Source organism: Dehalococcoidia bacterium (assembly GCA_035310145.1).
In the GTDB taxonomy this organism is placed as follows: domain Bacteria; phylum Chloroflexota; class Dehalococcoidia; order CAUJGQ01; family CAUJGQ01; genus CALFMN01.
On record DATGEL010000130.1, the window covers coordinates 21,443 to 47,833 of the forward strand.

A 26,391-nucleotide genomic window follows, 5' to 3' on the forward strand; every position below is an offset into this window, starting at 1 on the left:
CCGTCTACCGTTGCCGCAGCTTCCCCTCCACCCTATCATGCGGAACGCGGAGAACCGCGCCGGGGGCCGCACCGCGTACCCGGATCAAGGAGCAACGATGCGAGCGGCGGTCTATAAGGGCCAGGGCAGGATCGAACTGGAGGAGCGGCCGCTGCCGCTGCCCGGCGAGGGCGAGGTGCTGCTGCGCGTCGAGTTCTGTGGCATCTGCGGCACCGATCTGCACGAATACGAGTCCGGCCGGCTCTTCTACGGCCCGGAACGGCCAGCAGAGACGATCTTCGGGCACGAGTTCTCCGCGCGCGTCATGGCGCTCGGCCCGGGCGCGGAAGGCATGGCGCCCGGCGACCTCGTCACCGTCAATCCGGCGGAGAATTGCCAGGAGTGCAGCTTCTGCCTCGCCGGTGACGAGCAACTTTGTCAGCGTTCCCGCGGCGCCCTCGGCTACGCAAAACCCGGCGGCCTCGCGGAGTACACGGTTGCCGCGGCGCGCCGCTGTGTCGTCCTGCCGCCCGGTACGGCGCCCGACCGTGCGGCTCTGAGCGAGCCGCTGGCCGTCGCCCTGCACGCCGTCAACCGTGCTGCGCCGGCGCCGGAAGACGTGGTGCTGGTCGCGGGCGCCGGGCCGATCGGCCAGCTCGTCATCCTGGCGCTGCGCCAGCACGGCATCGAGCGGATCTTCCTCTCGGAGCCGGCGGCCGGCCGCCGTGGTCGCGCTCAGGCGCTCGGCGTCGAACGCGCCCTGGACCCCGTGAATGAGAACGTTGGCGCGGCGCTGAAAGAGCTGACGGACGGCCGCGGCGCCGACGTCAGCTTCGAGTGCGTGGGCCTCGCCGCCCCGCTCGACGACTGTTTCGCGGCCACGCGGCGTGGCGGCAGGATTGCGATTGCCGGAGTCTTCCAGCAGCCCTATCCCGTCAACTTCGCGCGCTTCACGCTTGCCGAGCACACGCTGATCGGCTCCCTCGGCTACCGCGAGGAGTTCGCCCAGGCTGCGGCGCTGATCGGCTTCGGCACGCTCGACGTTTCCCCGCTGATCTCGCACCGTATCCCGCTGGCGTGGGTGCCCGAAGCCTTCGCCACGATCGTCGCCGACCGCGGCGCGCATGAGAAGGTGCTGGTGCAACCCTCCCGTCGCTGAACGCGACGAAACGCGGGAGAAACGCGCCGGCAACAGCGCCGAAAAGCGCCGGTCACAGGCCCGAAACGCGATCCCGCCATACTGGCGCGGGGAGGAGGGCCGATGCTGGTGCAGACGCCGCCGCAGGTCGAGCTGCACACGCGCACCGACACCGGCCCCGTGCGCGACGGCAACGAAGACTACTGCGCCGCCCTCGGCCTGGAGTCAGACGCCGCCCGCAGCTTTCTGCTGATCGTTGCGGACGGCCTCGGCGGCCACCGCGCCGGCGAGGTCGCCAGCAAAATGGCGGTCGAGACGCTGATCGACGAGGCGCGGCAGGAAGGGGCGCCGCTGGGCGATCGCTTCTTCAGCCGGGCGCTGCAACAGGCGAACCTGGCGATCTTCAACCACGGCCACGATCACCCCGACTGCTTCAACATGCAGTCCACCATGTCCGCCATCGCCATCCAGTTCGACCGTCTGCTGCTGGCGCACGTGGGAGACTGCCGCGTCTTCCGCCTGCGCGGCGGCGCCATCCAGCAACTCACGACCGATCACACCCGCGTTACTGAGATGCTGCGCATGCGGCTGATCACGCCGGAGCAGGCCCTGCGCCACCCCGCGCGCAGTATGCTCACGCGCTCGCTCGGCGCGGACCTGATCTTGCAGGTCGATACGCTGCGCGAGCGCGTGCAGGCCGGCGATGCCTACGTCGTCTGCACGGACGGCCTCTGGAACGAGGTCAGCAGCGAAGAGATCCGCCGCACCGTTGCCGAGCTGCCGGGCGACGAGGCCTGCGAGCGGCTGCTGCAGCTTGGCTCCGATCGTGGCGCCGCGGATAATATGACCATCGGCCTCGCCCGGGTGCATGCGGTCGAGGCCACTCCGCCGGCGGCGCCGCGCTGGAAGTCCTGGTTCGGCCGGTGACGGGGCCGCGCGAGGGCACGATCCGGCCGGGCAAAGCCACGGCGCGGAGCAGGTGGCCATGAGCGCACCAGAGCTGCAAAGCCTAAGCGCGGAACGGCGGCCGGGCGATCGTATCGATCAGTTCGAGATCGTGCGTTTGCTCGGACATGGGCTGTATGCCGCCTCGTATCTCGCCGTCGACCGCGGCAGCGGCGAGCGGGTCGTGCTCAAGCTTCCCATCCCCGCGACCATCGCCGATCCCAGCAGTGCGGCCCGCTTCCGCCGCGAAGCGTCGATCGTGCAGCGCCTGCGCCACGCGAACATCCAGGGCGCGGCGCATGCGGATCTGCCGCGGGACGCGGGCTACATTGCGCTGGAATACGTCGACGGCCGCCCCTTGCGCGACTGGCTGGAATCGGATGCGCCGCCCACCGTGGCCGAAGCCGTGAACATCGCGGTCCAGGTCGCCCTCGCCCTGCAATACGCGCACGAGCACGGCGTCGTGCACCGCGACCTGAAGCCGGAGAACATCCTCGTCTTGCCGAACGGCCGGGTGAAGCTGATCGACTTCGGCAACGCGCGGCTGCAGGGCATGCGCCGCCTCACCTGGCGGGTGCGCGGCGACGCGGCGGGCACGCCCGACTACATGGCGCCGGAGCAGGTGGAGGGCGCACGCGGCGACCCGCGCACCGACCTCTACGCCCTGGGTGTGCTGCTCTTCGAGCTGCTCAGCGGCCGAGTGCCCTTCGACGGCGACAACGCCAACGCCGTCATGTACCAGCAGGTGCACAGCGATCCCCCGAGCCTGGACCGCTTTCGCCCGGGCATTCCCCCGGTCTTGCAGGCGATCGTGAGCCGCGCCTTGCGCAAGCGCCCCGACGATCGCTACCAGCACGCCGCCGACTTTGCCCGCGATCTGCTCAACTATGACGGGCCCGCCGAGGCAGGCCGCCGCGCCGCCGCCGATGGGGCGCCCGCGACCTGGCTTCGGCGCATCGCGCGGCGGCTGCCGCTGAGGATCCGCAAGTGAACGCTGCAGAACCGGCCGCTGCCTTCGAGCTGATCGAACGCGAGCGCGTGCGCTTTGTGAATCTGCAGTTCGTGGACGTCCTCGGCGCGGTGAAGAGCGTGACGATCCCCGCGCACCGCTTCCGCCACTGCGTCGAGCACGGCGAATGGTTCGACGGCTCGTCGCTAGAGGGCTTCGCCCGCGTCTCCGAGAGCGATCGCTATCTGCAGCCGGACCTCTCGACGCTGGCGGTCGTGCCGTGGGAGCGCGGCGAAAACACCACGGCGCGCGTGATCTGCGACATCTTCTCTACCGACGGCGAGCCCTTTCAGGGAGACTCACGCTACGTGCTGCGCAGCGCCCTCGACGAGGCGGCGCAGCAGGGCTTCAACTTCATCGCCGGGCCGGAGATCGAGTTCTTCCTGTTCAAGCCCGACGGCGACGGCACGCCGCGCGCCACACCGCACGACACGGCCAGCTACTTCGACCTCTCGACCGATCTCGCCTACCAGGTGCGCAAAGAGATGGTCAACGCCCTGGAGGCGATCGGCATCGTCGTGGAGAACAGCCACCATGAGGTGGCCACCGGCCAGCACGAGATCGACTTCACCTACCGCGAGGCGCTGCAGGCCGCCGACGACACCGTGACGTTCAAGTACACCGTCCGCGCAATCGCGCAGGCGCACGGCCTGATCGCCAGCTTCCTGCCGAAGCCGATCTATGGCGTCAATGGCTCAGGCATGCACGTGCACCAGGCGCTGCGCGACATCGAGACGGGTGAGAACCTGTTCTTCGACGCCGAGGATCCGTATCGGCTCTCGCCAATCGCGCGGCACTTCATCGCCGGTCTATTGGAGCATGCCCGGGGCATGTGCGCGATCCTGGCGCCGTTGGTGAACTCCTACAAGCGGCTGATCCCGGGCTTCGAGGCGCCCGCCTACGTCGGCTGGGCGCACACGAACCGCTCGGCCTTGATCCGCGTGCCGCGCACCAGCCGCCTGGACACCGCCGTCACCCGGCTGGAGCTGCGCTGCCCGGACCCAAGCTGCAATCCGTATCTTGCCTTCGCCGTGATGCTGCGCGCCGGGCTGGACGGCATCGAGCGCCGCTTGCCGCTTGTTGATCCCGTCGAAGAGAACGTCTCCGGCTTCGAGCCCGCGCTGCTCGCCGAATACAACCTCAAGTCGTTGCCCGCGAGCCTCGAAGACGCGCTGAGCGAACTGCGGCGCGACGAGGTGATCTGCGAGGCGCTGGGCCCGCAGGTGCTGGAACGATTCCTCGAAGCCAAAGAGATCGAGTGGGAAGAGTACCGGAAGCAGGTCACCCCATGGGAGCTGCAACGCTATCTCGCCGAGTATTAGACGCCGCGCCGGGGCCGCAGCAACGGCGGGCGGTGGATCTGCACCGCCCGCCGTTCAGCGCCTGACATCGTCTCAGTCCAGCAACGTGTAGCGCTCGTCCTCGCCGAAATGCTTGTCGCGCACGAACTGGCCGGGCGTCGAGAGCGCGCCGTGCGCCCGCGCGACCTCGTATTCGGTGGCGCAGCCGTTGCACAGCGCATAGCGGCCGTAACGGATCACGCCGGCCGCCGGTCGCGGCCGCTGACAGGCGTCGCAGTAGACGCGGTCCGTTTGGCGCACGCCGCGCGCCAGGTCGTCGTCGATGAACAGGCGCATTGCCGAGCGGATTGCCTCGATCTGGCCGCGTGAAAGCGATCGGGTGGCGGTCTCCGCCGCGGGAAGCGTGATCAGCGGCGCGACCGACTGCGCGCCGGTGGCGAGCGAAGAGGGGAGAGGCGTCCGGCTCGCCGGCAGACCGCCCCCGAGGCTTACCATACTGTGGCTCCTTGTCACCGCAGACCAGCACACACGTGCGATCCACGGCAAGGCCAGTGTACGGGCGGCGGCCTGCGGCCGCATAATTCCGCCGGGGTAGATCGTATCGCCGGTGTTTCGCCGCGGGGACTAGGAGAGGCGGCAGCGGCGCAAGGCCGCCGTCAGCTCGCGGCCTGCGTCGGGCTTGCGCTGTTCGCCTCCAGGATGTAGCCGATGCCCTGCACGGTGCGGATGTAGCGCGGCTCGGCCGGGTTCTTCTCCAGCTTCTGGCGCAAGCGGCTCACCCAGACGCGCAGGTACTGCAAGTCGTCGCGGTACTCCGGCCCCCAGGTGCGGGTGAGCAGATCCTCGTGCAGCATCACGCGCCCGGCGTTCGAACAGAGTTGCTGCAAGAGCTGCCACTCGGTGCGGCTGAGCACGACCGGCTTCTCTTCCACAAACACGGTGCGGCGCGCAAGGTCGATGACGATGTCGCCGCACTGCAGGCGATTACCGGTGGTGGGCGCCTCGCGCACCTGCGAACGGCGCAGCACCGCGCGCACACGCGCCGTCAGCTCTTCCGGATTGAACGGCTTGGGCAGATAGTCGTCGGCGCCCAGCTCCAGGCCCATGATCTTGTCCGAGTCGGTGCCCTTGGCCGTGAGCAGGATCACCGGCACGCCGGACGACTCACGAATCTTCTTCAAGACCTGCAGCCCGTCCATGCCCGGCATGATGATATCCAGTACGACCAGCTCCGGACGGATGCGAGGAATCGCCTGCAACGCCTCCTCGCCGCGCTCGGCCATGCTCACGCCGAAGCCCTGCGCGGTCAGCTCGATGCGTACCAGACGCAAGATCTTGTGATCGTCGTCGACGACCAGCACCAGCGGCTTGTTCATCATCCCGTGCCTTGCAAAACTGTGAAGCTTTCACCACTCACCATATCATGGGTGCGCAAGGGGTGGAACGCTCGGAAACCCGCCCGTGGCGCGCTTTGTCAGGATTTCGCGGTACAATGGTTGTGGCCCGGCGCCGCACGCGAGCGCGCCGGCCGACGGCAGGTGAATCGATGCGCATCGACTGGGATAAGACCATCAACGAGATCTTCAGCGAGAAAGTGGCCTGCCTGCGCTGCGGCCGGCTGAGTCCCGAGATCGTGGTGGGCTACTCCCGCTCACCCGGCGTCGCTGCGTTCTCTCCGCGGCGCCACGAATGCCCCCACGCCGATGACTGCGACGCCCGCCGTCTCGTCGTCGTCTGCGAGAGCTGTGCCCGCGACCTGCGCCTGCGCGCCCGCAAGGTCGACGAAGAGACGATGATGGGCATGATCCTCAACGAGTGCCGGCGCGAGCTGGACGAGGGTCTCGACTACCTGGCCGACTATTGGCAGGAAGACCTCGATATCGGCCCCGAAGAGATGGACAAGCGCCTGGAAGAGGTCGACGCCGAGGTCTTTGAGGAAGAGAACGGACGCCGAGATAAGCTCGAAGATGAGTATCTCAGCCTGCACAAGTGGTTCCGCGAGCACGGCCGGCCCATTCCCGACCCTGGCTGGCGGTCCGAATACGTCGAAGAGATCATCGCCCTCGGCTACAGCACCAGGCTCGGCGACTAACAGCTCGCCATGACCTCGTTGCCCCGCCTGCTGCTGCTCTACGACAGCCGTGGCGGCCTCGTCGAACAACTTGCCGAGGCCGTGGCCACGGGCGTGAAGGCGGCGGGCGGGGTCGAGCTGGCCCGGCTGCGCGTGGACGACGCCGATCCAGCCGAGTTGACGCTCTGCGACGCGCTGATCGTTGGCTCGCCCAACTGGAGCGGCATGACCGGCAAGCTCAAAGAGTGGTTCGACCACTCCGGCGACCTTTGGGAGACGGGCGAGCTGGCCGGCAAGCCCGGCGCCTGTTTCACCGCCGGCTACTCGCGCTCAGGCGGCACCGAAGCAACCTTGCTGCAACTGATGCATCTGCTGCTCTCGCACGGTATGCTGTTCGTCGGCCTGCCCTGGACGGCGCGCATGCGCGTGGCCGGCTCCTACTACGGCGCAACCGCGCACGGCGCCGTCACCGAGGAAGACCGGCTGCAGGCGCGGACGTTGGGTGATCGCGTCGCGCGGCTTACCGCCGTGCTTGCCGCGGCGGCTGACGAGCCGGGCTGAGCCTGCGATCGAGCATCCGTGCGCCCCGGAGTGATCGCTATGCCGCTGCCGGCCGAGTCGGTTCCGGCGCAGACCTTGCTCGACGCCCTCAGACGGTGCGGCGTCAAGTTCATCGTCTCCGTGCCCGATACGCACCAGAAGTCGTTGCTGGCGCTGTTGGACACGGTGCACGACATTCGCGTGATCACCTGCTGCACCGAGGACGAGGCCGTCTGCGTAGCGATGGGCCTCTGGATCGGCGGCGCGCCGGTGGCAATGATGATCCAGCATGCCGGGCTCTACGCCTGCGTCAACCATCTGCGCGGCGTCGGCCTCGATCTGAAGGCACCGCTGTTCATGCTGATCGGCCTGCTGGGCCGCGACGTGAACAAGGCGCCGCGCGACAATACCGGCTCCATGGTGCGCCTGGCCGAGCCGCTGCTCGACACGCTGGGCATCAAGCACTATCTCGTGGATGGCCCCGAGGACGTGCGGCTGATCGAGCCGGCGTACCGCGAGGCATTGAACCGTGAGGCGCCGGTCGCCGTGCTGATCGGCGCCCAGACCGCCTGACTTCCGCTGGCCGCCGGCGCTTGAGGAGCAGACGCAGATGACGATCTCCCGCGGCGACGCCCTGCGCGCGATCGCCCAGCACCGCGATCAGCGTATCGTCGTCTCCACGATGCAGGTGCTGCGCCCGTGGCACGCGCTCTCGCCCAGCGAGTTAAATCTCTCATGTATCGGCTTCATGGGCGGCGCCAGCACGCTCGGCCTTGGCGTGGCGCTGGCCCAGCCCGAGCGCCGCGTCGTGATCCTCGATGGCGACGGCAGCCTGCTGATGCAGCTTGGCTCGATCGCCACGATCGCCGGCGCCGCGCCGGCCAACTTCTGCCACATCCTCTTCCAGAACGGTGTGTACGAGACCTCCGGCAGCCAGCCGATCGCCTCGGCCGAGGCGATCGATTTCGCGCAGATGGCGAAGGGCGCCGGCTACAAGGCCGCCTACAGCTTTGACGACGTCGGCCGCTTCCGCGAAGAGGTCGCCGGTATCCTCGACGAGGACGGTCCGGTCTTCGTCGTGCTCAAGATCGACCAGCGCGACGAGATGGCCGACTGGGACGCGCCCAGCCCCTCGCCCCTGGCCGAGACGCGCACCGTCCGCAAATCGCTGACCGGCGACAAGTAGCACGAGGCTGGCTGTCCGGGCTCGGGCGCCGAGACGGCGGCTTTAGCCGCCAGCGGGACCCTGCCGCACCGTCACGCGCGTCGCGCTCCACTCGCCGCTCAAGCCCTGCCCGTGCAACGAGGTGCTGCCGCCGGGGCCGAGATCCTTCTCCGTCATCAGGCCCATCGCGGCGGTGAAGCCGTCGATCTTGTCGGGCACCGCCTCTTCGCGATTCACCAGTTCCCCGTCGATGAACCATTCCACCGTGTCGGCGGCGCGGTCGTAGACGATGCGGTAATCGTGGCGCTGGCCGGGCTGCGTCGGCAGCTCCAGCTCCTTGAACAGGCAGAAGTGCCGAATCGGGCCGGTGTCCGGAACGGTCACGCCGGGAAACGGCAGCCGTCCGTAGACGGTGGCGATCACGTCGTTGCTGACGAAGAAGTCGATCGCCCAGCCCGTGTTGAAGTCGAGCAGGTTGTACGAAACGAAGCCGTCGTACAGATCGCGCGGCGCCGTGCCCAGCCCACGCGCCGCGATGCTCAGCTCGAAGCTGATCGAGCCGTGCTCGGGCACGCTGAACCGCTCCTTCGAGAACCACATCTGCTTGGCGTTGTCCAGAAACTGGATGCGGTCGTGTGTGCGCGTCAGCGGAGAAACCGTGCACTGCAAGCGTCCGTTGCGCACCAGCACGGTGGCGTTCGGCTCGCGATACTGCCAGAAGCCGCCGTCCGGCAGCGGAAAGCCGCCGAACTGCCAGAGTGAGGACGGCTTCAGCAGGTCGGCAAAGCCGCCGTACTCGCGTTCGGTCGCGTGGTCTTCGAGCGAACCGGCGGCCGGCGCGTCACGTTCGAAAGTCGTCATCGTCGCATCGATCCCCGGTCGGTGCCCGGCGTCGGCTCCCAGCGCATCCGGCGCCGTGTGCTCCACTTCATCGTTGCACGGTGCTCGCGCAGGCGGGAGTCAGCCGCGCCACATTTCGGTCAGCCCGCAGCGCGGCTGCCGCGGACTGGCATGGCCGGCTCCCCTCCGGCTCGTGCTGGTTCGAGCCCGGTGTCGCTCGCCAGCGTTCCGGCGAAGGCGGCGGCCATCGCCTCGCGCAGCTCGTCCAGGCCCCAGCGCCGCTCGGCAGATATCAGCACCACATCCGCTCGCGGCTCCAGCTCGCTGCCGGTCTTGCGCACATCGTCCAGGCTCGTGACTGGCTCGCCGTCCGCGGCGCACAGCCGATCGACCTTGTTCAGTACGGTAATGCGCGGCTTCTCCGCCACATCCAGCGCGCCAAGCGTCTCATCGACGGCATCGGCTTGGTCCGCCGCGTTGGCGTCGGTGATGTCCACCACGTGCAGCAGCACACCGGCGTCGCTCAGCTCTTCCAGCGTGGCGCGAAAGGCGGCCACCAGCGCCGTCGGCAGCTTCTGGATGAAGCCGACGGTGTCGGTGAGCAGCGCCGGCCGGCCGTCGAGCAGGTGAATGCGCCGCGTCACCGGATCGAGCGTGGCGAAGAGCCGATCTTCGGCCAGCACACCCGCGCCGGAGAGCGCGTTCATCAGCGTGCTCTTGCCGGCGTTGGTATAGCCGACCAGCGCGGCCACGCGCGCCCCCTGCCGCGCCCTGCGGCGGCGGTAGAGCGCCCGGTGCGTGCGCACATCCTCGATCTGTGTGCGCAGCCGCCCGATGCGGTCGCGGATCAGGCGGCGGTCGGTTTCGATCTGCGTCTCGCCCGGGCCGCGCGTGCCGATGCCGCCGCCCAGCCGTTCCAGGTGCGACCACTGCCCCGCCAGGCGCGGCAGCAGGTAGTCGAGCTGCGCCAGCTCGACCTGCAGGCGGCCCTCACGCGTCTGCGCGCGGCGGGCAAAGATGTCGAGGATCAGGGCCGTGCGGTCGATCACCTTGACCTTGAGCAGATCTTCCAGGTTGCGCTGCTGCGAGGGCGTCAGCTCATCGTCGAAGATCACCAGGGTGTAGCCGCAGGCCGAACGCTCGTCGACGACCTCCTGCACCTTGCCTTTGCCGATATACGTGGCGGAGTTCGGCTGATCGAGACGCTGGATCGCGCGGCCCACGACTTCGGCGCCCGCGGTCTCCGCGAGCAGCGCCAGCTCGTCCAGGGAACTTTGCGTCGACCAGCCGGCGCGGCCCTTCACCTCGGCCGCGACCAGGAACGCCCGCTCCTGCTGCGGCGCGGTGTCGTGCAGCCGCTCCAGCCGGTTGGCCCGCTCGCCCAAAATCCTGCGGACTCGTGCCGTCGTCATTCCGCCTCCGCGTCGTCTGCTCGTCTACGCCTTCGCGGCCTCGCTGCGCCAGGCCGCGAGCCGGCGCAAGCCTTCGTCGATTGCGGTATCCGGTGTGGTCAGCGAAAGGCGTACGTAACCCTCGCCCTGCTCGCCGTAGCCGATGCCCGGCGTCACCACGACGCCGGTGTCGTCCAGCAGGCGGCCGGCAAAGCCGATGCTCGTCTCGCCGGCCGGAATCTGTGCCCAGACATAAAGGCTCGCCCGCGGGGGCGTACAGCGCAGCCCGATCTGCCGCATCGCCGTCACGACCCGATCGCGCCGCGCCTGATAGACCGCATTGTGCTCGGCCACCGCGTCCTGCGGGCCGCGCAACGCAGCGATGCCCATCTGCTGGATCGCCTGCGGAATGCCGGAATCGAGGTTCGACTTGACGCGCATCAGCGCATCGATCATTCCCGCGTTGCCCACGGCCGTGCCCAGGCGCCAGCCGGTCATGTTGTAGGTCTTGGACAGTGAGCTGAACTCGATGCCGACCTCCCTCGCTCCCTTCGCCTGCATGAACGACGGCGCGTCGTAGCCGTCGTAGGTCACGTCGCTGTAGGCGAGGTCGTGCAGCACGGCGATGTCGTACTTGCGCGCGAAGGCTACCGCCCGCTCGAAGAATTCCCGATCCGCCACGGCGCCGGTCGGGTTGTTGGGGTAGTTCAGCCAGAGCACGCGGGCGCGGTGCGCCACGTCCGCCGGCACGGCCTCCAGATCGGGCAGCCAGCCGCCTTCTTCGTCCAGCGGCAGCGTGTACGTATGGCCGCAGGCGAACATCGTGCCCACGGCGTAGACCGGGTAGGCCGGGTCGGGTTGCAGCGCCGTGTCGCCCGGATCGATGAAGCACAGCGCGACGTGGCCGATGCCCTCTTTCGAGCCGATCAGCGGCAGCACCTCTTTAGCCGGGTCGAAGGAGAGGCCGTAGCGGCGCTCGTACCAGTCGGCCATCGCCTGGCGTAGCTCAGGCAGCCCTTCGGTTTCCGGATAGCGGTGATTGGCCGGTTCCTCGGCCGCCCGCTGCAAGGCCGCGATGATGTGCGGCGGCGTGGGCAGATCGGGGTCGCCGATGCCGAAACTGACGACTTCGATGCCCTGGGCGCGCTTGGCCGCGATCTTGCGGCTGATCTCGGCGAACAGGTATGGCGGCAGTTCCTGAACGCGGCGGGCAAACTCCATCACCTGCTCCTGCTGCAAGACGGCTCAGACCTTCGCCCGGCCGCGGGGCAACTCGACCGGGCTTCCCGGGCTTCAATGTCGCTGAACTCGCATGGGCGCGGAATCAACCCGGCCACTCGCCCTCGAACACGGCAGCGGCCGGGCCGCTCAGGTAGAGATCGCCGGCGCCGTTCCACTCGATGCGCAGCGTACCGCCCGGCAGGGCGACGTCGGTCGCGTCGCCGGTGAGGCCGTTGAGCCGCGCCGCCACGTGCACCGCGCAGGCGCCGGTGCCGCAAGCCAGCGTCAGGCCGGCGCCCCGCTCCCAGACGCGGGCGCGAGCCACGCCGGGCCGCTCGATGTTGACGATCTCGAAGTTGACCCGTCGCGGGAAGGCGGGATGCCGCTCGACCAGCGGCCCAAACTCGCGCAGCGGGAACTCGGCGACCACTTCGTCGGTGAACCAGACGGCGTGCGGGTTCCCCATCGACACGCAGGTCACGGCGAACTCGCGCCCGCCGGCGCGCACGGGCAAGCCGATCACCGGCGGCGCCTGCTCGGCCAGCACCGGAATCGCGCGCGGATCGAGCTGCGGCGCCCCCATGCTCACGCGCACCACCGTGACCGCGCCACGCTCGCGGCGCAGCTCGCAGGTGAGATCGCCGGCCAGCGTCTCCACCAGCAGGCTCTCCCTGCTGCTGGCTACAAGCCCCTGTTCCACGGCGTACTTCGCCAGGCAACGGATGCCGTTGCCGCACATCTCGGCCTCGGAGCCGTCCGGGTTGAACATGCGCATGCGCAGATCGGCGCGGTCGGAAGGCAGCGCCACGATCAGCCCGTCGCCGCCGACGCCGAAGTGGCGGTCGTTCATCGGCACCGCGAGGGCGGACCAGTCGGCGGCGGCCCTGCGGCCGTCGAGCACCACGAAGTCGTTACCCGTCCCGTGCATCTTCGTGAAGCGCATCGGTCTCCTCGGTTGGTTCCACTGCTGAACGCCGGCGTCGAATGTGCGCAAGCGCCGCCTCGCGCAGATCCGCACGGTCTGCGCGCAGCCAGTGAATGCCCAGCGCCGCCCGCCGGAACCAGGTGAGCTGCTGCCGCGCCAGGCGGTGCGTCGCCAGTTGCGTGCGGCGGATCGCCTCCGCGGCGCTCACCTCCCCGCGCGACACGGCCCACGCTTCAGGATACCCGATACCGGCCATACTCGGCAGCGTGCTGCCGAAGCCGTCGCGCTCAAGCTGCCGCACCTCGTCCAGCAGCCCGGCCGCGTACATCGCCTCCACGCGCCGGTCGATGCGTTCGTAGAGCAGCTCGCGCGGCAGTTCGAGGCCGAGCACGGTCGCCCGTTCTTGGCCGCCGCTTCCTCGCTGCACCGAGAAGGGCCGGCCGCTGTGCTCGATCACTTCGAGCGCACGAATCACGCGGCGCAGGTTGTGCGGATGGATGCCCGCGGCCGCATCGGGATCGAGCGTGGCAAGCCGCTGATGCAGCGCCTCCCGTCCGTCACGTTCGGCCTGGGCCGCCAGCGCGGCGCGGAAGGCCGCGTGCGGCGGCACGCGCGGCACGTTCCAGCCCTCGATCAGCGCCGCAAGGTATTGCCCGGTGCCGCCCGCGAGGATGGGCACGCGTCCGCGCGCCCAAATGCCTGCGATCGCCTCGCGCGCCGAATCGAGATAGATCGCCAATCCGAACGGCGCGTCGGGCGGCAGAAAACCTACCAGGTGGTGCGGCACGGCGGCCTGCAGCTCCAGCCCCGGCTGCGCCGTGCCGATCGCCATGCCCTGGTACACCTGGCGCGAGTCGGCTCCGATCACTTCGCCGCCGAGAACCTGGGCCAGGACAACGGCGAGCTCGCTCTTGCCGGTAGCCGTCGGGCCGACGACGGCGATCAGCGGCTCCGGCGCCGCGCGCGACATGATCAGCCCGGGCGGGCGGCGGCGATCTGCCGGGCGATGCTGGCGAACGCCTCGGCATTCAGGCTGGCGCCGCCGACGAGGGCGCCGTCGATCTCCGGCTGCGTCATGATCTCGGCCACGTTCTTGTCCGCGACGCTGCCGCCGTAGAGGATGCGCATCCGTCCGGCGATCTCCTGCCCGTGCAGCCCGGCCAGCACGCGACGGATGTGGCCCATCGCCTCGTTCGCCTGCTCCGGCGTCGCCGCCCGGCCGGTGCCGATCGCCCATACCGGCTCGTAGGCAAACTGAAGCGACGAAGCAGGCCCGAAGCCGGCCGGGAACTCGATGCCGTCCAGCGCGCCGCGGACCTGCCGCTCGAGCACCGCCTCGACTTGCCCCGCATCGCGCTCCGCCAACGACTCGCCGACGCAGACGATCGGCATGAGCCTGCCCAGCACGGCGCGCAGCTTCTTGTTCACCGTCTCGTCCGTCTCGCAGAAATACTGCCGCCGCTCCGAATGTCCGATCAGCGTCCAGCCCACGCCGGCCGGCAGCATGGCGGCGCTCACTTCACCGGTGAACGCCCCCTTCTCCTCCCAGTGCAGGTTCTGCGCTCCCAAGCCCAGCCTCGTTCCTGCCAATCGCTGAGCAACTGCATGGAGAAACGGGAGGGGAGGAAAGACGACGAGATCGGCGCCGGTAAGCGCGACCAGCTCCACGGCAAGCGTCGACGCCAGGTCGCTTGCCTCGACCTGGCTCGCCGGGTTCATCTTCCAATTGCCGGCCGCAATCGGCCTGCGCTGCGCCATCGGCTCCTTGCCTCGCACGTACGTTATGTCGCTTTGGATTGTTGCCTCATGCGCCGAACTTGGTGAAGCGGCCCGCATGCGCCAGCGCCAGTTGCAGCGCCTCGCGCGCGGGGAAGGTGCCCAGCGCACCCTTCTGGCACGACGGCTCGTTGAACGCGTCCGCTTCATCCGCCCGTGTCAGCCTCGCGTGCAGCAGGAACGGCACGGGATGCCAGCTATGCGCCGCCATGATCGCCGGCGTCGAGTGGTCGCCGGCCACCATCAGCACGTCGGGCTGCAGGTCGAGCACTTTGGGCAGTTGTGCGTCGAACTCCTGCAGCGCGTGGACCTTGCGCATGAAATCGCCGTCCTCGCCGGCCGCGTCCGTCTTCTTGTAATGGATAAAGAAGAAGTCGAACTCGTCCCAGCGCTCGCGCAGCGTGGCGATCTCGTCCTCGAAGCTACTGCCGGTCTTCAGGATCTGCATGCCCGCCAGCTTCGCCAGGCCGCGGTACATCGGGTAGACCGCGATCGCGGCCGGGTTCAGCCCGAAACGCTCCTTCATCGGCGGCAGATCGGGATATTTCGCGAAGCCGCGCACCAGCACAGAGTTGGCCGGATGCTGATGCTTGAGCAGTGCGTTCGCCTTGCCGATCCACTCGTTGAACAGGCGCGCCGTCGGCTCGGCCTCGGCCGATCGCGCCTGCACCGGCAACGGCTTCAGTCCTTCGTGCTGTGGGTCGGTGCCCAGCGGCGCGAGGTCATCGGAGAGGCCTTCGCCGCGCAGCACCAGCACGAAGCGGTGTTCGCGCACCGGCTCGATCAGGGCCACCGCGCCCGGCAGCTCGATCTCGCGCAGCATATTGCACAGCTCGACGCAGCGTTCCGTCGGGATGCGCCCCGCACGGCGATCGGTAATCAGGCCGCCTTCGTCTACCGTGCAGAAATTGCCCCGCGCCGCCACGTCGCTCGGCTCGAGCGGGAACTCGATCCCCACCGCTTCGAGCACGCCGCGCCCGATGTTCCAGCGCACGGGGTCGTAGCCGAACAGCGCCAGGTGACCGGGGCCGCTGCCCGGCGTCACACCCGGCGCCACCGGGATCGTCAGCCCGCAGGCACTTTCGGCGGCCAGCCGGTCCAGGTGCGGAATGTCGGCCGTCTCAAGCTCGGTCCTGCGCGTCTCCGGGTGCGGCAGGCCGCCGAGCCCGTCGAGCACCATCAGCACGATCTTGCTCTGGTTCGGCGCGACCACCTCGCGCAACACCGACTCGTCCATCTCGCCTCCGTGGGACAGAAAGCATGCGACGCAGGCATTGTGCGGCGCCTACTTGTCTTGCAGCACCGCTACACCCGGCAGCGTCTTCCCTTCGAGGAACTCCAGCGAGGCGCCGCCGCCGGTCGAGATATGGCTGATGCGATCGGCCACGCCGGCGCGGTGTATCGCCGCCACCGTTTCGCCGCCGCCCACGATCGTGGTCGCCCCGGTCTTCGCCACGGCGTCGGCGATCAGCATCGTGCCCAGGGCGAAGTTGGGAAACTCGAAGACGCCGAGCGGCCCGTTCCAGACGATCAGTTTGCAGCCCTGCAGCGCGGCGGTGAAGGTGGCCACCGTCTTCGGCCCGATGTCGAGCGCCATCATACCGTCTTCCAACACCGTATGCGGGTTATCCGTGCGCTCCGGCAGATCGAGGACTTCGCGCCCGGCGTCCGCGGCAAAGCGCTCGGCCACCGCCAAATCCTCGGGGAGCAGCAGCGAGATGCGGCGCTGCGCCGCCCGTTGAGTGACTTCGTTGGCGACGTCGAGCTGATCCTGCTCGACCAGCGACGCACCGAGCTGGTAACCGCGTGCGGCCAGAAAGGTGTTCGCCATGCCGCCGCCGATCAGCAGCTTGTCCACCGTCTCGACCAGGCGGCGCAGCACGGCGATCTTGTCGCTGACCTTGGCGCCGCCGATGATCGCGGCGTACGGCCGCTGCGGGTTCTGGTTCGCGCGGCCCAAAAAGTCCAGCTCGCGCTCCATCAGCAACCCGGCGACCGCGGGCAGATCGTGCGCCACGCCCTCGGTCGAGGCGTGGGTGCGGTGCGCCGTGCCAAAGGCGTCGTCCACGTAAAGGTCGGCAAGCGCGGCCAGCTTATGCGCGAACTCCGGGTCGTTCGTCTCTTCCTCGGGGTGAAAGCGCACGTTCTCCAGCAGCAGCACGTCGCCCGGCTGCAGCCGGGCGACGGCGCCCTCTGCCTCCGGCCCGATGCAGTCCGTGGCGTAGGCCACCGGCGCGCCGAGCAGCTCCTGCAAGCGTGCCGCCACGGGTTTCAGCCGCAGCTTTTCCACCACTTTGCCGTCCGGCCGGCCGAGGTGTGAGACGAGAATCGTCTTCGCCTGGTGGTCGCGCAGGTAGTCGATCGTGGGCAGCGCCGCGCGGATGCGCGAATCGTCGTCGATCGCGCCGCTGGTCTTATCTTGCGGCACATTGAAATCGACGCGGACCAGCACGCGCTTGCCCGCCACGTCGATGTCCCGCACGGTTTTCTTCGTCATGCGGCAAGCGTACGGTAGGCGGCGGCAGCTTGGGAACAGCCGGCTGGGAGTAGCCCGGCGCGCTACGCTTCCCGTTCGGCCACGAACTCGGTGAGCCGGCGCAGTTCGGTCCGCGCCGGCTCCCGCAGTTCAATGCGGTCGAGCAAGGCGATCGCCTCCGCGGCCGCGCGTCGAGCGGCGGCCTCCGCGTCGCGGCGGATGCCGTTGCGCTCGAAGATGGCCAGCACCGCGGCCACGCTCGCTTCGTCCAGTTCCGGCTGCGCGTACAGTTCCGCCAGCAAAAGCCGGTCTTCGGCCTGCGCGGCTTCCAGCGCCCGCGTGATCGGATAGGCCTTCTTCTTCGAGCGGATATCGTCGCCGCTTGGCTTGCCGGTCACGGCTTCGATCCCCCAGACGCCGAGCACGTCGTCCTGGATCTGATAGGACCGCCCCAGCAGCCGGCCGAAGCGCTCGAACAAGGCGACCGTGCCGCCGGGCCGCTCGGCCAGCACGGCGCCCAGCGCCGCCGAGGCGCCGATCAGCGCCCCCGTTTTACCGGCGATCATCGCCAGATATTCGTCCAGCGGCACCGCGGCACGCTGCTCGAAGCGCAAATCGGCGTCCTGCCCCTCGCAGAGATGTTGAGACGTGCGGTCAAAAAGCAGAAAGGCGTTGAGGATCGTCTGCGGCGCATACTCACGGGCCGCAAGCCGGTGCAGCGCCAGCCGCGCCGCGGTAAACATCGCGTCGCCGGCGTTGATCGCCAGCTCGACGCCCCACAAGTCCCACAGCGTGCGCCGGCCGTGACGGAAACGGCTGCGGTCTTCGATATCGTCGTGGATCAGCGAAAAATTGTGCAGCAACTCGAGCGCGGCGGCGCCGGGCAGGGCGCGATCCGGGTCGCCGCCCAGCGCCTCGCAGCAGAGCAGACAGAGTGCGGGGCGGAAGACCTTGCCGCTCACGCCCGTGGTCGCGCTGCCGTCCGCCTCCTCCCAACCGAGGTGGTAACGTTGCATCGCGTAGAGCGGTCCCTCGCCACCGCGCAGCGTGTCGCGCATCTCCTGCTCGACGGCGGCGCGGAAGCGGTTCAGGGCGGCCGGCGGCGCAGGCATCGGGCGTCACCTATCCCTGCCGGCGGCGCCGGCTGTCCCTTCCCCTCATGGGACTCATGGGACTCATGGGAGATGAGGAAGGATGGTTCGGGGGCTTCCGCAGTTCTACTAACCGCATCCCTCACGCCTCGGGCCAGAGGGCAGCGCCACGGTTGCAATTGGGCGCGCCGCACCTATGGCAGATGGAGACTTCCCATGCGGACGCGGCTTCCGGCGGCGGGGTCAAGCGCGCAGCCGGTAGCGAACCGGCAGCCGCTTGATCCCGCCCACGTGCAGGCTGTGCGCGACCATCTCCGCCGGGCCGGCCAGCTCCAGGTCGGGCAGCAGCGGCAGCAGGGCGCGCAGCATCACGCGCAGCTCCCAGCGCGCCAGGTTGGCGCCCAGGCAGAAGTGCTCGCCGTAGCCCCCGAAGGCGAAGTGCGGATTCGGATCGCGGGTGATGTCGAAGCGGTACGGGTCCTCGAAGACCGCTTCGTCGCGATTGGCGGACGGATACCACATCGCCACCGTTTCGCCCTTGCGGATGCGCTGGCCGCGGATCTCCGTGTCTTCCACGCAGGTGCGCGCGAACTGGATCACGATCGAGGTCCAGCGCAGGATCTCCTCCACGGCCGGCTCGACCAGAGAAGGGTTCTCTAGCAGCAGGCTCAACTGGTCCGGGTGCTGCAAGAGCGCCTGGACGCCGCCGGTCGTGGCATTGCGCGTGGTCTCGTTGCCGGCCGCCAGCAGCAGGTTGATGTAGTTGATCAGCTCGCGCTCGCTCAACGGCTCGCCTGCAACCTCCGCGCGCACGAGCATGCTGACCAGGTCGTCGCCGGTCGCGCCGGCATCGCGGCGCTGCTCGATCAGCGCCGAGGTGTAGGCCTTCCATTCGCCGCTGGCTCGTCGAGCAGTGGTTTCACGGTCCTCGCCGGGGCGCTGGTACTCCGCGTCGCCCGCGCCGATCAGCACCTCGGTCCAGTGGAAGACCTTCTCCCAGTCCTCCCGCGGGATCGCCGCCATCTCGCAGATCGCCGCCACCGGCAATTTCGCCGCCAGCTCGTGGACGAAGTCCAGCGGCTCGCCTGCCGGGTGGCTGGCCGCCAGGCCGCGTGCGAAGTCCGACACGAACTCGCCGGACATCTCGCGGAAGTGCTGCTCCAGGCCGGCCATCGCGCGCGGAGTGAAGTTCTTGCTCGTCAGGGCGCGGTATTCCCGGTGCGCCGGCGGGTCCATGAAGATGAAGTCGGGCGGATCGCTCGGGCTGCCGCCGTAGCGCCGCGCGTTGCGCTCGCGGCTGCGCTCCAGGATGTCCACACCCTCGATGCTGTCCAGGCGCAGCCGCTGCGTGTTGGAGAAGAGCTGCGGGTTGCGTGAAACGAAGCCGATATCCGCGTGCCTCGTGATCGCCCAGAACGGCTCGAAGCCGGGGCGTTCGTACCAGAAGACCGGCGCCTCGCGCCGCAACAGGTCCCACTCGCGCCAGGGGTAGCCTCGCGCCACGTAGCGCTCGGTGTCGGTGATGTCGAGGGTGTCGAGCGTAATCCGCTGTTCGAGTACGACCATGCCCTGCCGCCTTTCCGCCACCCGCGCCTCGCGGCCGGCGTCGAGGCCACTATACAACGACATCCTTCGCCGCAGCCTCGGCCGGATGACGACCCCCGAGCGAATCAGCGCTTAGGAGGCCGGCACCGCCTCCGGCGTGGCGCTGAGCAACCGTTGCACGATCGCCGCGGCGGTGACGCCGTAGCGCGCCCGCTGGATCTTCTGTGAGCCGTGCTCCACGAAGCGATCGGGCATGCCGATGCACTCGAGTTTGACCTCGGCAAGCCCGGCCTTCTGCAGCTCCACGGCGACCGCGGAGCCAAGCCCGCCGCGCACCACGTTCTCCTCGATCGTCAAGAGATGACGCGCCCGCATGCGCCGCGCGTAGTCGAGCAGCAGCTCCGTATCCAGCGGCTTGACGAAGCGCGCGTTCAGCACCGCGGCCGAGACGCCGTGCTCCGCCAGTTCTTCAGCCGCGCTGAGCGCCGGCTGCACCGCCGCGCCGCAGGCGATGATCGCCACATCGTCGCCTGCGCGCAGCACCTCCCAGCTGCCGATCGGAATCGGCTGGAAGCCGGGCCGTAGCTCGACCCCCGTGCCGGCGCCGCGCGGGTAGCGCAGGGCGAAGGGACCGCTGTGCTCCACGCCGGTGAACAGCAGGTCGCGCAGCTCCTGCTCGTCCTTTGGCACGGACACGACCATATTGGGGATGCAGGAGAGATAGGAGAGGTCGAAGGCGCCCTGGTGCGTGCGGCCGTCGTCGCCCACGAAGCCGGCGCGGTCCAGGGCAAAAACCACGTGCAGGTTCTGCACGCAGACATCGTGGATGATCTGGTCGTAGGCGCGTTGCAGGAACGTCGAATAGATCGCGACGATGGGCGTCAGACCTTGCGTCGCCATGCCCGCCGCCAGCGTGACGCCGTGCTGCTCGCAGATGCCGACGTCAAAAGTGCGGTCGGGGAACTCCTGCATCGTCTTGACGAGGCCGGTGCCGTCCGGCATGGCCGCGGTGATCGCCGTGATCGTCTTGTCCCGGCGCATCAACTCGCTCACGGCGGCGCCGAACACATCCTGGTACTTGGGTGGACCGCCGGAGCCACCGCCGGCCGGCGAGACGCCGTGCAGCTTCACCGGGTCAGCCTCGGCCGGCGCGTAGCCGTGGCCTTTCTGCGTGATCGCGTGGATGAAGACCGGCTTGGCCTCCCACTGCAGCGCCGTCTGCAGGGCGGCGCGCAGCTCGCCGATGTCGTGCCCGTCCACGGGGCCGATGTAGTCGAAGCCGAGCTGCTCGAACAGCATGCTCGGCATCAGCATGCCCTTCACGCTGCGCTTGACGCGGCGGCTGGCTTCCCAGGCCGTATCGCCCAGCGGCATCTTGCGCGCGATCTGGCCGAGCGATGACTTGGCGAAGTGGTAGCGGGCGTCGAGCCGGATCTTGTTGAAGACGCGGTTGATCGCGCCCACGTTCGGCGCGATCGACATGCCGTTGTCGTTGAACACAACGATCAGCCGCTTGCCCAGGTGGCCGATGTGGTTGATCGCTTCCAGCGCCATGCCGCCGGTCAGGCCGCCGTCGCCGATCACGGCCACCACGTTGTAATCGTCGCCCTGCAGATCGCGGGCGATCGCCATGCCTGTCGCCGCCGAGAGCGACGTGCTGGCGTGGCCGGCGCCCCAGACGTCGTGCTCGCTCTCGTCGCGCTCGCAGAAGGGCGTGAGGCCCTCCCACTGGCGGATCGTCTCGAAGCGGTCGCGCCGCCCGGTGAGCAGCTTGTGCACATAGGCCTGGTGGCCGACGTCCCAGACGATCTTGTCGCGCGGGCTGTCCAGCAGCGAGTGCAACGCGATCGTCAACTCGACGGTGCCGAGGTTGGAGGCGAGGTGGCCGCCGGTCTCGAAGACGACGCGGACCAGCTCGGCGCGGATCTCTTCCGCCAGCGCCTCCAGTTCGCCGTGCGTCATCGCGTGCAGATCCTGCGGGCGCTGCACGCGGTCGAGCAGCGGCGTCGATGAAAGGGCGGTGGTTTCGTCGGTCATTCGCCTTTCCTGCGCAGCACTTGGCTCAGGGCGCCGGGCTGCCGTCTGCAGAGCATGGGGCGTGAGCACCCCCGGCAGCATACACTCACGCGCTTATCGGCCGCCTCATCCGGCCGTCACCTTTGTCAGCGCCGCGTCGATCTCCTCCAGCGTGGTCGGCCCCTCGAACTTCGCGGCGACATTCCCGTTCTTGTCCACGACGAAGAACCAGGGCTCCGTCTGCAGGCGCCACTCCTCCACCGCGGGCATCAGCTCCTTGGTCTGGGGATTCTTGTAGATCTCGATGTGGATGAAGTCTGCCTTGCCCTGGTACTTCGGCTCCAGCTTGCGCGCCAATTCCAGCTCCGGCCCGCAGAGGCGGCTGGTGCAGTAGCCCGGCGTGGCGAACAGCACGAGCGTCGGGTGGTGCTGCGCGATCGCCTCGGCCACCGTTTCCGTGTGCATGTCGGCCGAGGGGTGCGCGGAGGTGTCGATCAGCTTGAACTGCGGATCGTCCTTCACCGTCAGGTTCTGACTGCGCGGCGCCGGCGAGCCGATCGCCGGGGTCGTGCTCTGCGCCAGCACCGTGAACGGCGTGCGCACCACGCCGCTGTGCACGGCGTCGGCGCCCGTCACGTCCGCCTCCACGCCCCAGTTGCCCGCCTTGTCGAAGGCGACCTGCGCCTCGTAGATGCCCACGTCGTCACCGCCGCTGGCCACGGAGATGCGCGTACCGTCGGGCCGCGTCACGGTCTCCACGGCGGGCAGGCCGGCCTCGCGGCCCGGTGAGCGGAAGGTCGCGTCGGCCTCGAAGCGAAGGGTGCCCTGTGCCTGGTTGCCCTGCGCCTGCCCGACCAGCTCGAAGAACTTGAGGTGGACCTTCGCATCCGGTATCGGCGTGCACTGGCGGTCGAGGATGCCGATCGTGAAGCGGTTCGGTCCTGTCACCAGCTCCGATGAGGCGATCACCGGCCGCAGGCTGCCGCCCGGCGGGCAGGCAGGGCCGGCGAGGTCGGGTGTGGCCGCGGCCGCCTGCGTCGCTGCCGGCGCCTTGGCCGGTGCTTTGGCACCGGCGGCGGTGTTGTTCTTGCCGCCGCCGCAGGCGAGCAACGCCAGAGAGCCGCAGAGGACCGCCGCCAGCGGCCACCTTCCCGCCGCTGCAAACCGACCCGTTGCCCCGAGCCGTATCACCGCACACCTCCGCCCAGCAGACCCGGCCACCAGTGATACGCTGCCGCGGCCCCCGCCGATCTTAGCCGACTGCCTACTGCACAACCAATGTGCCCGTCATCTCCGTCGGATGCACGTCGCAGTGGAAGTTGTAGGTGCCGGGCTTGCTGATCGTGAAGGTCACCGAGCTGCTCTTGCCGCCGTTGGTCAGATCGGTCTTGATCTCCTTGCCGCTGTCGTCCTTCATGTCGAGCAGGTGCCAGTTGTGGATCGCCTGGCCGTGATTCTCGATGGTCAGGGTCGCCGGCACGCCGGCCTTCACCGTGTACTTGGTCTCGGAGAACTTATTGTCGGTGGCGACTTCCGTGAGCGCGGTCGCCGCGGCCGCGGGCGACCCCGCACTGGGGGCTGCGACGGTGCCGGCCGGCTTCGTCACGGACACCCCAGCGGCGGGCGAAGATACCACCGACGCCACGGGCGCGGCGCTATTGGTCGTGCCGCTGTTCGCCGCCGTGTTGCCGTTGTTGTTGCTGCTGCCGCAGGCCGCCGTGCCCACCAGCGCCACCGCAAGACCGGCGGGCAGCAGGATTCGAACAAGACCAGACCGCATCGAGGCTCTCTCCTGAGGTCCGGCGAGGTGTGCCGGAGCCGTGTCCCGGTTTGTACATTATTGCACAATCGGCCGCGGCGCCGCTCGACCTCAGGCGCCGATGTCGCCGCGGTCCGTGATATAGCCAACCCCTGAGCAGCGATCCGTCGCGGAGCCAACGATCGCGCCGCACCGCACGGTTCACACTCTGCAAGCAAACTGCACGCAGATCGGTCTTGACACGATATGCGGGGGGGGGTAGGCTTCCGAGCACCGCGCTGCTGCGCAGCGTGCGGAGGCCCGCGATGCGTCTGCCCCGCCGGCGCCTCGTGCTGCTGCTCTGCCTGACCACGCTGCCGCTGGGCGCCGCCGCCGCAGTCACCACGGCGCACCAGCGTTCGGGAACCACGGCCCAGGCGGGCACCCCACCGCGCCGGGCCACGCCGCCGGCGCAGGCGCTGCACGCGCACCCGCCGCGGCCGGACCTCACCCCCGCCGCCCGCGTGCACGGCGTGCCGCGACATCTCTCGCCAGCGCAGGTGCAGGCGCTGTCCCAGGCGAGCCTGCCGCCCTCCCGGACGCCCACGCCCTCCCCCACCGCCACCGCCAGCGCCACCCTCACGGCGACGGCCACGGCCACCGCACGCGCCACCCCTTCGCCGTCGCCCGCCCATCCGCCAACGCCCACGGCCACGCCGCGCGGTCCCTGAGCGCCGGCGCGGCGCCGCCACCATGTCTCGCCACGCTCTGCCGTGAGGTGCCCGATGCGCTCCCGCACCCGCCGCCTGCACCCGCTGCTCGGCCTGCTCGCCGGCCTCGTTGGTGCGCTGCTGTGCGGCGCGACGCTGGGCGCGCTGCCGGCGGCGGCGCAGACCGGCGCGCCGGGCACGCCGGCGCTGCTGGCCCCGGCCAACGGCCAGCTCGACGTGAGTCCGACCGGCACCCTGTCGTGGACGCAGCCCGCGGGCGCCAGCCCTGGCGTCACGGTCTACAGCCTCTTCCTCTCGGACTGGAACACCAACCAGAACCTGCCTACCCTGACTACGACGAGCACCAGCCTCGCCGTGCCGCAGAGCGAAGCGCTGCAGAACAGCCACCGCTACTTCTGGTCCGTCAAGGCCTGCAACGGCACGAACTGCTCGGCCCGCAGCGGCGAATGGGACTTCTTCGTGCAGGGGCCGGCCGGCGCGCCCGATTACGTCACGCTGCTGAGCGCCACGCCCGAAACCACGCCCACCTTCAGCTGGAGCCAGCCCGCGGGCGCCACGGCCGGCAGCACCGTCTACGTCGTCGGCCTCCAGGACGACGCCACCGGCGACTTCCTGCCCGACCTGCCGCCGACGACGAACCTGTACGCCACCGCGCCCACGAGCGAGAACCTGGTGCTGGGCCACACCTACGACTGGGCGGTCAACGCCTGCAACGGCGACTTTTGCTCCGGCTTCACCGACCAATGGACGTTCACCACGGCAACGGCGCCGGGCGCGGCGCTGGAGATCAGCCCGGCCAACGGCGCCAGCGTGACGCTGCCCACGGCGCAGAACCCCAACGCGCTCACGCTGAGCTGGAGCCAGCCGGCGGGCGCGATCCCCGGCACGACCTTCTACATCGTCAGCCTCTACGACCCCTACGGCGAACCGCAGGGCCACTTTTTGGGCGACCTGCACACCACCACGAGCCTCTCCACCACCGTGCCGGCAAGCGAAGGGCTTTTGCCCGGCCAGAGCTATTCGTGGAACGTGCAGGCCTGTAACGGCGCCGGCGCCTGCGCCGGCTACAGCGCCACCTGGTGGAGCTTCACCAGCCCTTTGCCCGCGCTGGCCACGGCCAGCGGCGCCGGCGTCTCCTGGATCGTCAATCCCGACTTCGGCGGCACGCCGCAGAGCTACGGCGGCGCACCCATCGGCTGGTCGGTGGGGCCCTCCGGCCCGCCGCCCAACTACCAGTACTGGTCCACAGCGCTGAGCCTGGACTTCAGCGGCGCCTGCTCCGGCGGCGGCAGCTGTTCGAGCTTCCGCCTGGGGTATGAGCTGATCGACAACCTGCAGGCAGGCGTCAACAACGGCTCGGCCGTGCAGGTGAAGTGGTACAACAGCCAGACGGGCGTCTACACCCAGATCTACTACGACAGCCGCCCCGGCCCCACGCCGGGGAACACCTGGGTCGAGGCCGACGTGCAGGTGCCGTCCTCGCTCGGTGCGCCCGGGCAGATCGGCGTGGTGCTGATCGGCGCTGACTCGGACACGGGGGTGCACTACCCCAGCGCCGCCTACCTGGACCGGGCGGACGGCCCCACGGCCACCGGCGTGCCGGCGGCGGGCCTGGCGGCGGCGCCGCGCTTCCCCAAGGCGCTGTCGGCGGCGGCCGGCGCCGGCGTCGATACCGTGACGGGCGCGCTCAACCTCACGGCGACAGACCTCAGCGTACCCGGCGTGGCGGGCACGCTCAGCTTCACGCGCGCCTACAGCACGCGCGCCCTCGTCGCCCCCGGCCAGACGGCGCCTTTGGGCGACCGCTGGGCGCACAACTGGCAGAGCAGCGCCCAGTGGGTGAACAACGCCACCGGCGTGGTGGCGAACACGCCCGGCGGCGGCGTCTACTACTTCACCTACCTGGGCCAGGGGCAGGGCGGCGGCGTCTTCGCCGCGCCCAAGGGCGTGAACGCGACGCTGAGCAGCGGCTCCGGCTTCTTCTACCTGACCACGGCCGACCAGCGCACCTACACCTTCTCCTGCAACGGCTGCCAGTTCGGCCAGTACCTGAGCGGGGCGCAGCCGCCCTACACCCTGAACACGATCACTGACCGCGCCGGCAACGCGATCGACCTGACGCACGACGGCAGCGGCAACATCACCCTGATCAAGGACCGCGTGAGCGGCCGCTATCTCAGTATCGCCTACCAGGGCGGGCGCATCGTCAGCGTCAACGACAACGCCGGGAGCATCGTTTTCTACGGCTACACGGGAAGCGCCCTCACCGGCGTGGGCACCGTGCTGGGCGGCACGATCGGGTACGGCTACGACGCGGCCGGCAACCACTGGCTGACGAGCGCCACCGACCCGCAGGGTGTGACAAGTTGTAATGGGTCAAGTGATTAGGCGGCCTGGGCGAGTTGCGTGGCGTGCTGGGCGCGGAGTGCAACCATGACCTGGCCGCCAGCATCCGACCAGCGTGCCCCGGCCCGCTTGAGCCGCTGTTGGATG

The 26,391-nt window shown here is 69.3% G+C and carries 25 protein-coding genes; 10 read left to right on the plus strand and 15 right to left on the minus strand.

What is annotated here, in order from left to right; all coding sequences use genetic code 11:
- The first annotated feature begins 97 nt into the window (after positions 1-97).
- The 4 genes from VKV26_24070 to VKV26_24085 all read left to right on the plus strand — a co-directional run bounded on the left by VKV26_24070 (position 98) and on the right by VKV26_24085 (position 4,393).
- Positions 98-1,138, plus strand: a complete 1,041-nt coding sequence (locus tag VKV26_24070; GenBank protein ID HLZ72991.1) for an alcohol dehydrogenase catalytic domain-containing protein — start codon at positions 98-100, stop codon at positions 1,136-1,138.
- Between the two features lie 102 nt (positions 1,139-1,240).
- Positions 1,241-2,044, plus strand: coding sequence for a protein phosphatase 2C domain-containing protein (locus VKV26_24075; protein ID HLZ72992.1), 804 nt, complete (start codon positions 1,241-1,243; stop codon positions 2,042-2,044).
- Positions 2,045-2,102: 58 nt separating this feature from the next.
- A complete protein-coding gene (locus VKV26_24080) occupies positions 2,103-3,053 on the plus strand; it encodes a serine/threonine-protein kinase (protein ID HLZ72993.1) in 951 nt (316 codons plus the stop codon).
- Entirely contained in the window at positions 3,050-4,393 is a 1,344-nt protein-coding gene (locus VKV26_24085; protein ID HLZ72994.1) for a glutamine synthetase family protein, read from the plus strand. The genes VKV26_24080 and VKV26_24085 overlap by 4 nt, the downstream gene beginning before the upstream one ends.
- A gap of 72 nt (positions 4,394-4,465) precedes the next feature.
- Here the strand turns inward: VKV26_24085 and VKV26_24090 are convergent, their stop codons facing one another.
- Complete coding sequence (locus VKV26_24090; GenBank protein ID HLZ72995.1) at positions 4,466-4,867, minus strand: hypothetical protein; 402 nt, start codon at positions 4,865-4,867, stop codon at positions 4,466-4,468.
- A 161-nt stretch (positions 4,868-5,028) separates the two neighbouring features.
- Entirely contained in the window at positions 5,029-5,748 is a 720-nt protein-coding gene (locus tag VKV26_24095) for a response regulator transcription factor (GenBank protein HLZ72996.1), read from the minus strand.
- 170 nt (positions 5,749-5,918) lie between these two features.
- Between VKV26_24095 and VKV26_24100 the strand changes: the two genes are divergently transcribed.
- The 4 genes from VKV26_24100 to VKV26_24115 are packed head-to-tail and all read left to right on the plus strand — an operon-like array spanning position 5,919 to position 8,169.
- Positions 5,919-6,464 carry a hypothetical protein gene (locus VKV26_24100; GenBank protein HLZ72997.1) on the plus strand — a complete coding sequence of 182 codons (546 nt, stop codon included), beginning with the start codon at positions 5,919-5,921 and terminating at the stop codon, positions 6,462-6,464.
- 9 nt (positions 6,465-6,473) lie between these two features.
- A complete protein-coding gene (locus tag VKV26_24105; GenBank protein ID HLZ72998.1) occupies positions 6,474-7,004 on the plus strand; it encodes an NAD(P)H-dependent oxidoreductase in 531 nt (176 codons plus the stop codon).
- A 39-nt stretch (positions 7,005-7,043) separates the two neighbouring features.
- Positions 7,044-7,556 (plus strand): thiamine pyrophosphate-binding protein, encoded by a 513-nt coding sequence (locus VKV26_24110; GenBank protein HLZ72999.1) that lies wholly within the window; start codon positions 7,044-7,046, stop codon positions 7,554-7,556.
- 37 nt (positions 7,557-7,593) lie between these two features.
- Positions 7,594-8,169 carry a thiamine pyrophosphate-dependent enzyme gene (locus VKV26_24115; GenBank protein HLZ73000.1) on the plus strand — a complete coding sequence of 192 codons (576 nt, stop codon included), beginning with the start codon at positions 7,594-7,596 and terminating at the stop codon, positions 8,167-8,169.
- Positions 8,170-8,211: 42 nt separating this feature from the next.
- On the opposite strand, the gene VKV26_24120 is transcribed toward VKV26_24115, so the two are convergent.
- The 13 genes from VKV26_24120 to VKV26_24180 form a co-directional block, all read right to left on the minus strand.
- The gene (locus VKV26_24120; GenBank protein HLZ73001.1) at positions 8,212-9,009 is read right to left on the minus strand and encodes a DUF6081 family protein; all 798 of its coding nucleotides are present in this window, start codon (positions 9,007-9,009) and stop codon (positions 8,212-8,214) included.
- A 119-nt stretch (positions 9,010-9,128) separates the two neighbouring features.
- Complete coding sequence (hflX, locus tag VKV26_24125; protein ID HLZ73002.1) at positions 9,129-10,400, minus strand: GTPase HflX; 1,272 nt, start codon at positions 10,398-10,400, stop codon at positions 9,129-9,131.
- Positions 10,401-10,424: 24 nt separating this feature from the next.
- Positions 10,425-11,600 (minus strand): LL-diaminopimelate aminotransferase, encoded by a 1,176-nt coding sequence (locus tag VKV26_24130; protein ID HLZ73003.1) that lies wholly within the window; start codon positions 11,598-11,600, stop codon positions 10,425-10,427.
- A 103-nt stretch (positions 11,601-11,703) separates the two neighbouring features.
- Positions 11,704-12,543 (minus strand): diaminopimelate epimerase, encoded by an 840-nt coding sequence (gene dapF / locus VKV26_24135; GenBank protein ID HLZ73004.1) that lies wholly within the window; start codon positions 12,541-12,543, stop codon positions 11,704-11,706.
- On the minus strand, positions 12,512-13,495 hold the full coding sequence (gene miaA, locus VKV26_24140; protein HLZ73005.1) for a tRNA (adenosine(37)-N6)-dimethylallyltransferase MiaA: 984 nt from the start codon (positions 13,493-13,495) through the stop codon (positions 12,512-12,514). Before miaA ends, dapF begins: the two co-directional genes overlap by 32 nt.
- Before the next feature lie 2 nt (positions 13,496-13,497).
- Positions 13,498-14,283 (minus strand): triose-phosphate isomerase, encoded by a 786-nt coding sequence (tpiA, locus tag VKV26_24145; GenBank protein ID HLZ73006.1) that lies wholly within the window; start codon positions 14,281-14,283, stop codon positions 13,498-13,500.
- A 46-nt stretch (positions 14,284-14,329) separates the two neighbouring features.
- On the minus strand, positions 14,330-15,538 hold the full coding sequence (locus VKV26_24150) for a 2,3-bisphosphoglycerate-independent phosphoglycerate mutase (protein ID HLZ73007.1): 1,209 nt from the start codon (positions 15,536-15,538) through the stop codon (positions 14,330-14,332).
- A 48-nt stretch (positions 15,539-15,586) separates the two neighbouring features.
- Entirely contained in the window at positions 15,587-16,798 is a 1,212-nt protein-coding gene (locus VKV26_24155) for a phosphoglycerate kinase (protein HLZ73008.1), read from the minus strand.
- A 62-nt stretch (positions 16,799-16,860) separates the two neighbouring features.
- Positions 16,861-17,889, minus strand: coding sequence for a polyprenyl synthetase family protein (locus VKV26_24160; GenBank protein HLZ73009.1), 1,029 nt, complete (start codon positions 17,887-17,889; stop codon positions 16,861-16,863).
- Positions 17,890-18,111: 222 nt separating this feature from the next.
- Positions 18,112-19,434: a cytochrome P450 gene (locus tag VKV26_24165; protein HLZ73010.1), complete on the minus strand. Its 1,323-nt coding sequence runs from the start codon at positions 19,432-19,434 to the stop codon at positions 18,112-18,114.
- Between the two features lie 111 nt (positions 19,435-19,545).
- The gene (gene dxs / locus VKV26_24170; GenBank protein ID HLZ73011.1) at positions 19,546-21,450 is read right to left on the minus strand and encodes a 1-deoxy-D-xylulose-5-phosphate synthase; all 1,905 of its coding nucleotides are present in this window, start codon (positions 21,448-21,450) and stop codon (positions 19,546-19,548) included.
- Positions 21,451-21,555: 105 nt separating this feature from the next.
- Positions 21,556-22,620 carry a thioredoxin family protein gene (locus VKV26_24175; GenBank protein ID HLZ73012.1) on the minus strand — a complete coding sequence of 355 codons (1,065 nt, stop codon included), beginning with the start codon at positions 22,618-22,620 and terminating at the stop codon, positions 21,556-21,558.
- 73 nt (positions 22,621-22,693) lie between these two features.
- A complete protein-coding gene (locus tag VKV26_24180) occupies positions 22,694-23,209 on the minus strand; it encodes a cupredoxin domain-containing protein (protein HLZ73013.1) in 516 nt (171 codons plus the stop codon).
- Between the two features lie 284 nt (positions 23,210-23,493).
- Between VKV26_24180 and VKV26_24185 the strand changes: the two genes are divergently transcribed.
- Together VKV26_24185 and VKV26_24190 are read left to right on the plus strand one after the other, a co-directional pair.
- Positions 23,494-23,898, plus strand: coding sequence for a hypothetical protein (locus VKV26_24185; protein ID HLZ73014.1), 405 nt, complete (start codon positions 23,494-23,496; stop codon positions 23,896-23,898).
- A gap of 54 nt (positions 23,899-23,952) precedes the next feature.
- A complete protein-coding gene (locus VKV26_24190; protein HLZ73015.1) occupies positions 23,953-26,286 on the plus strand; it encodes a DUF6531 domain-containing protein in 2,334 nt (777 codons plus the stop codon).
- The last annotated feature ends 105 nt before the right edge of the window (positions 26,287-26,391 follow it).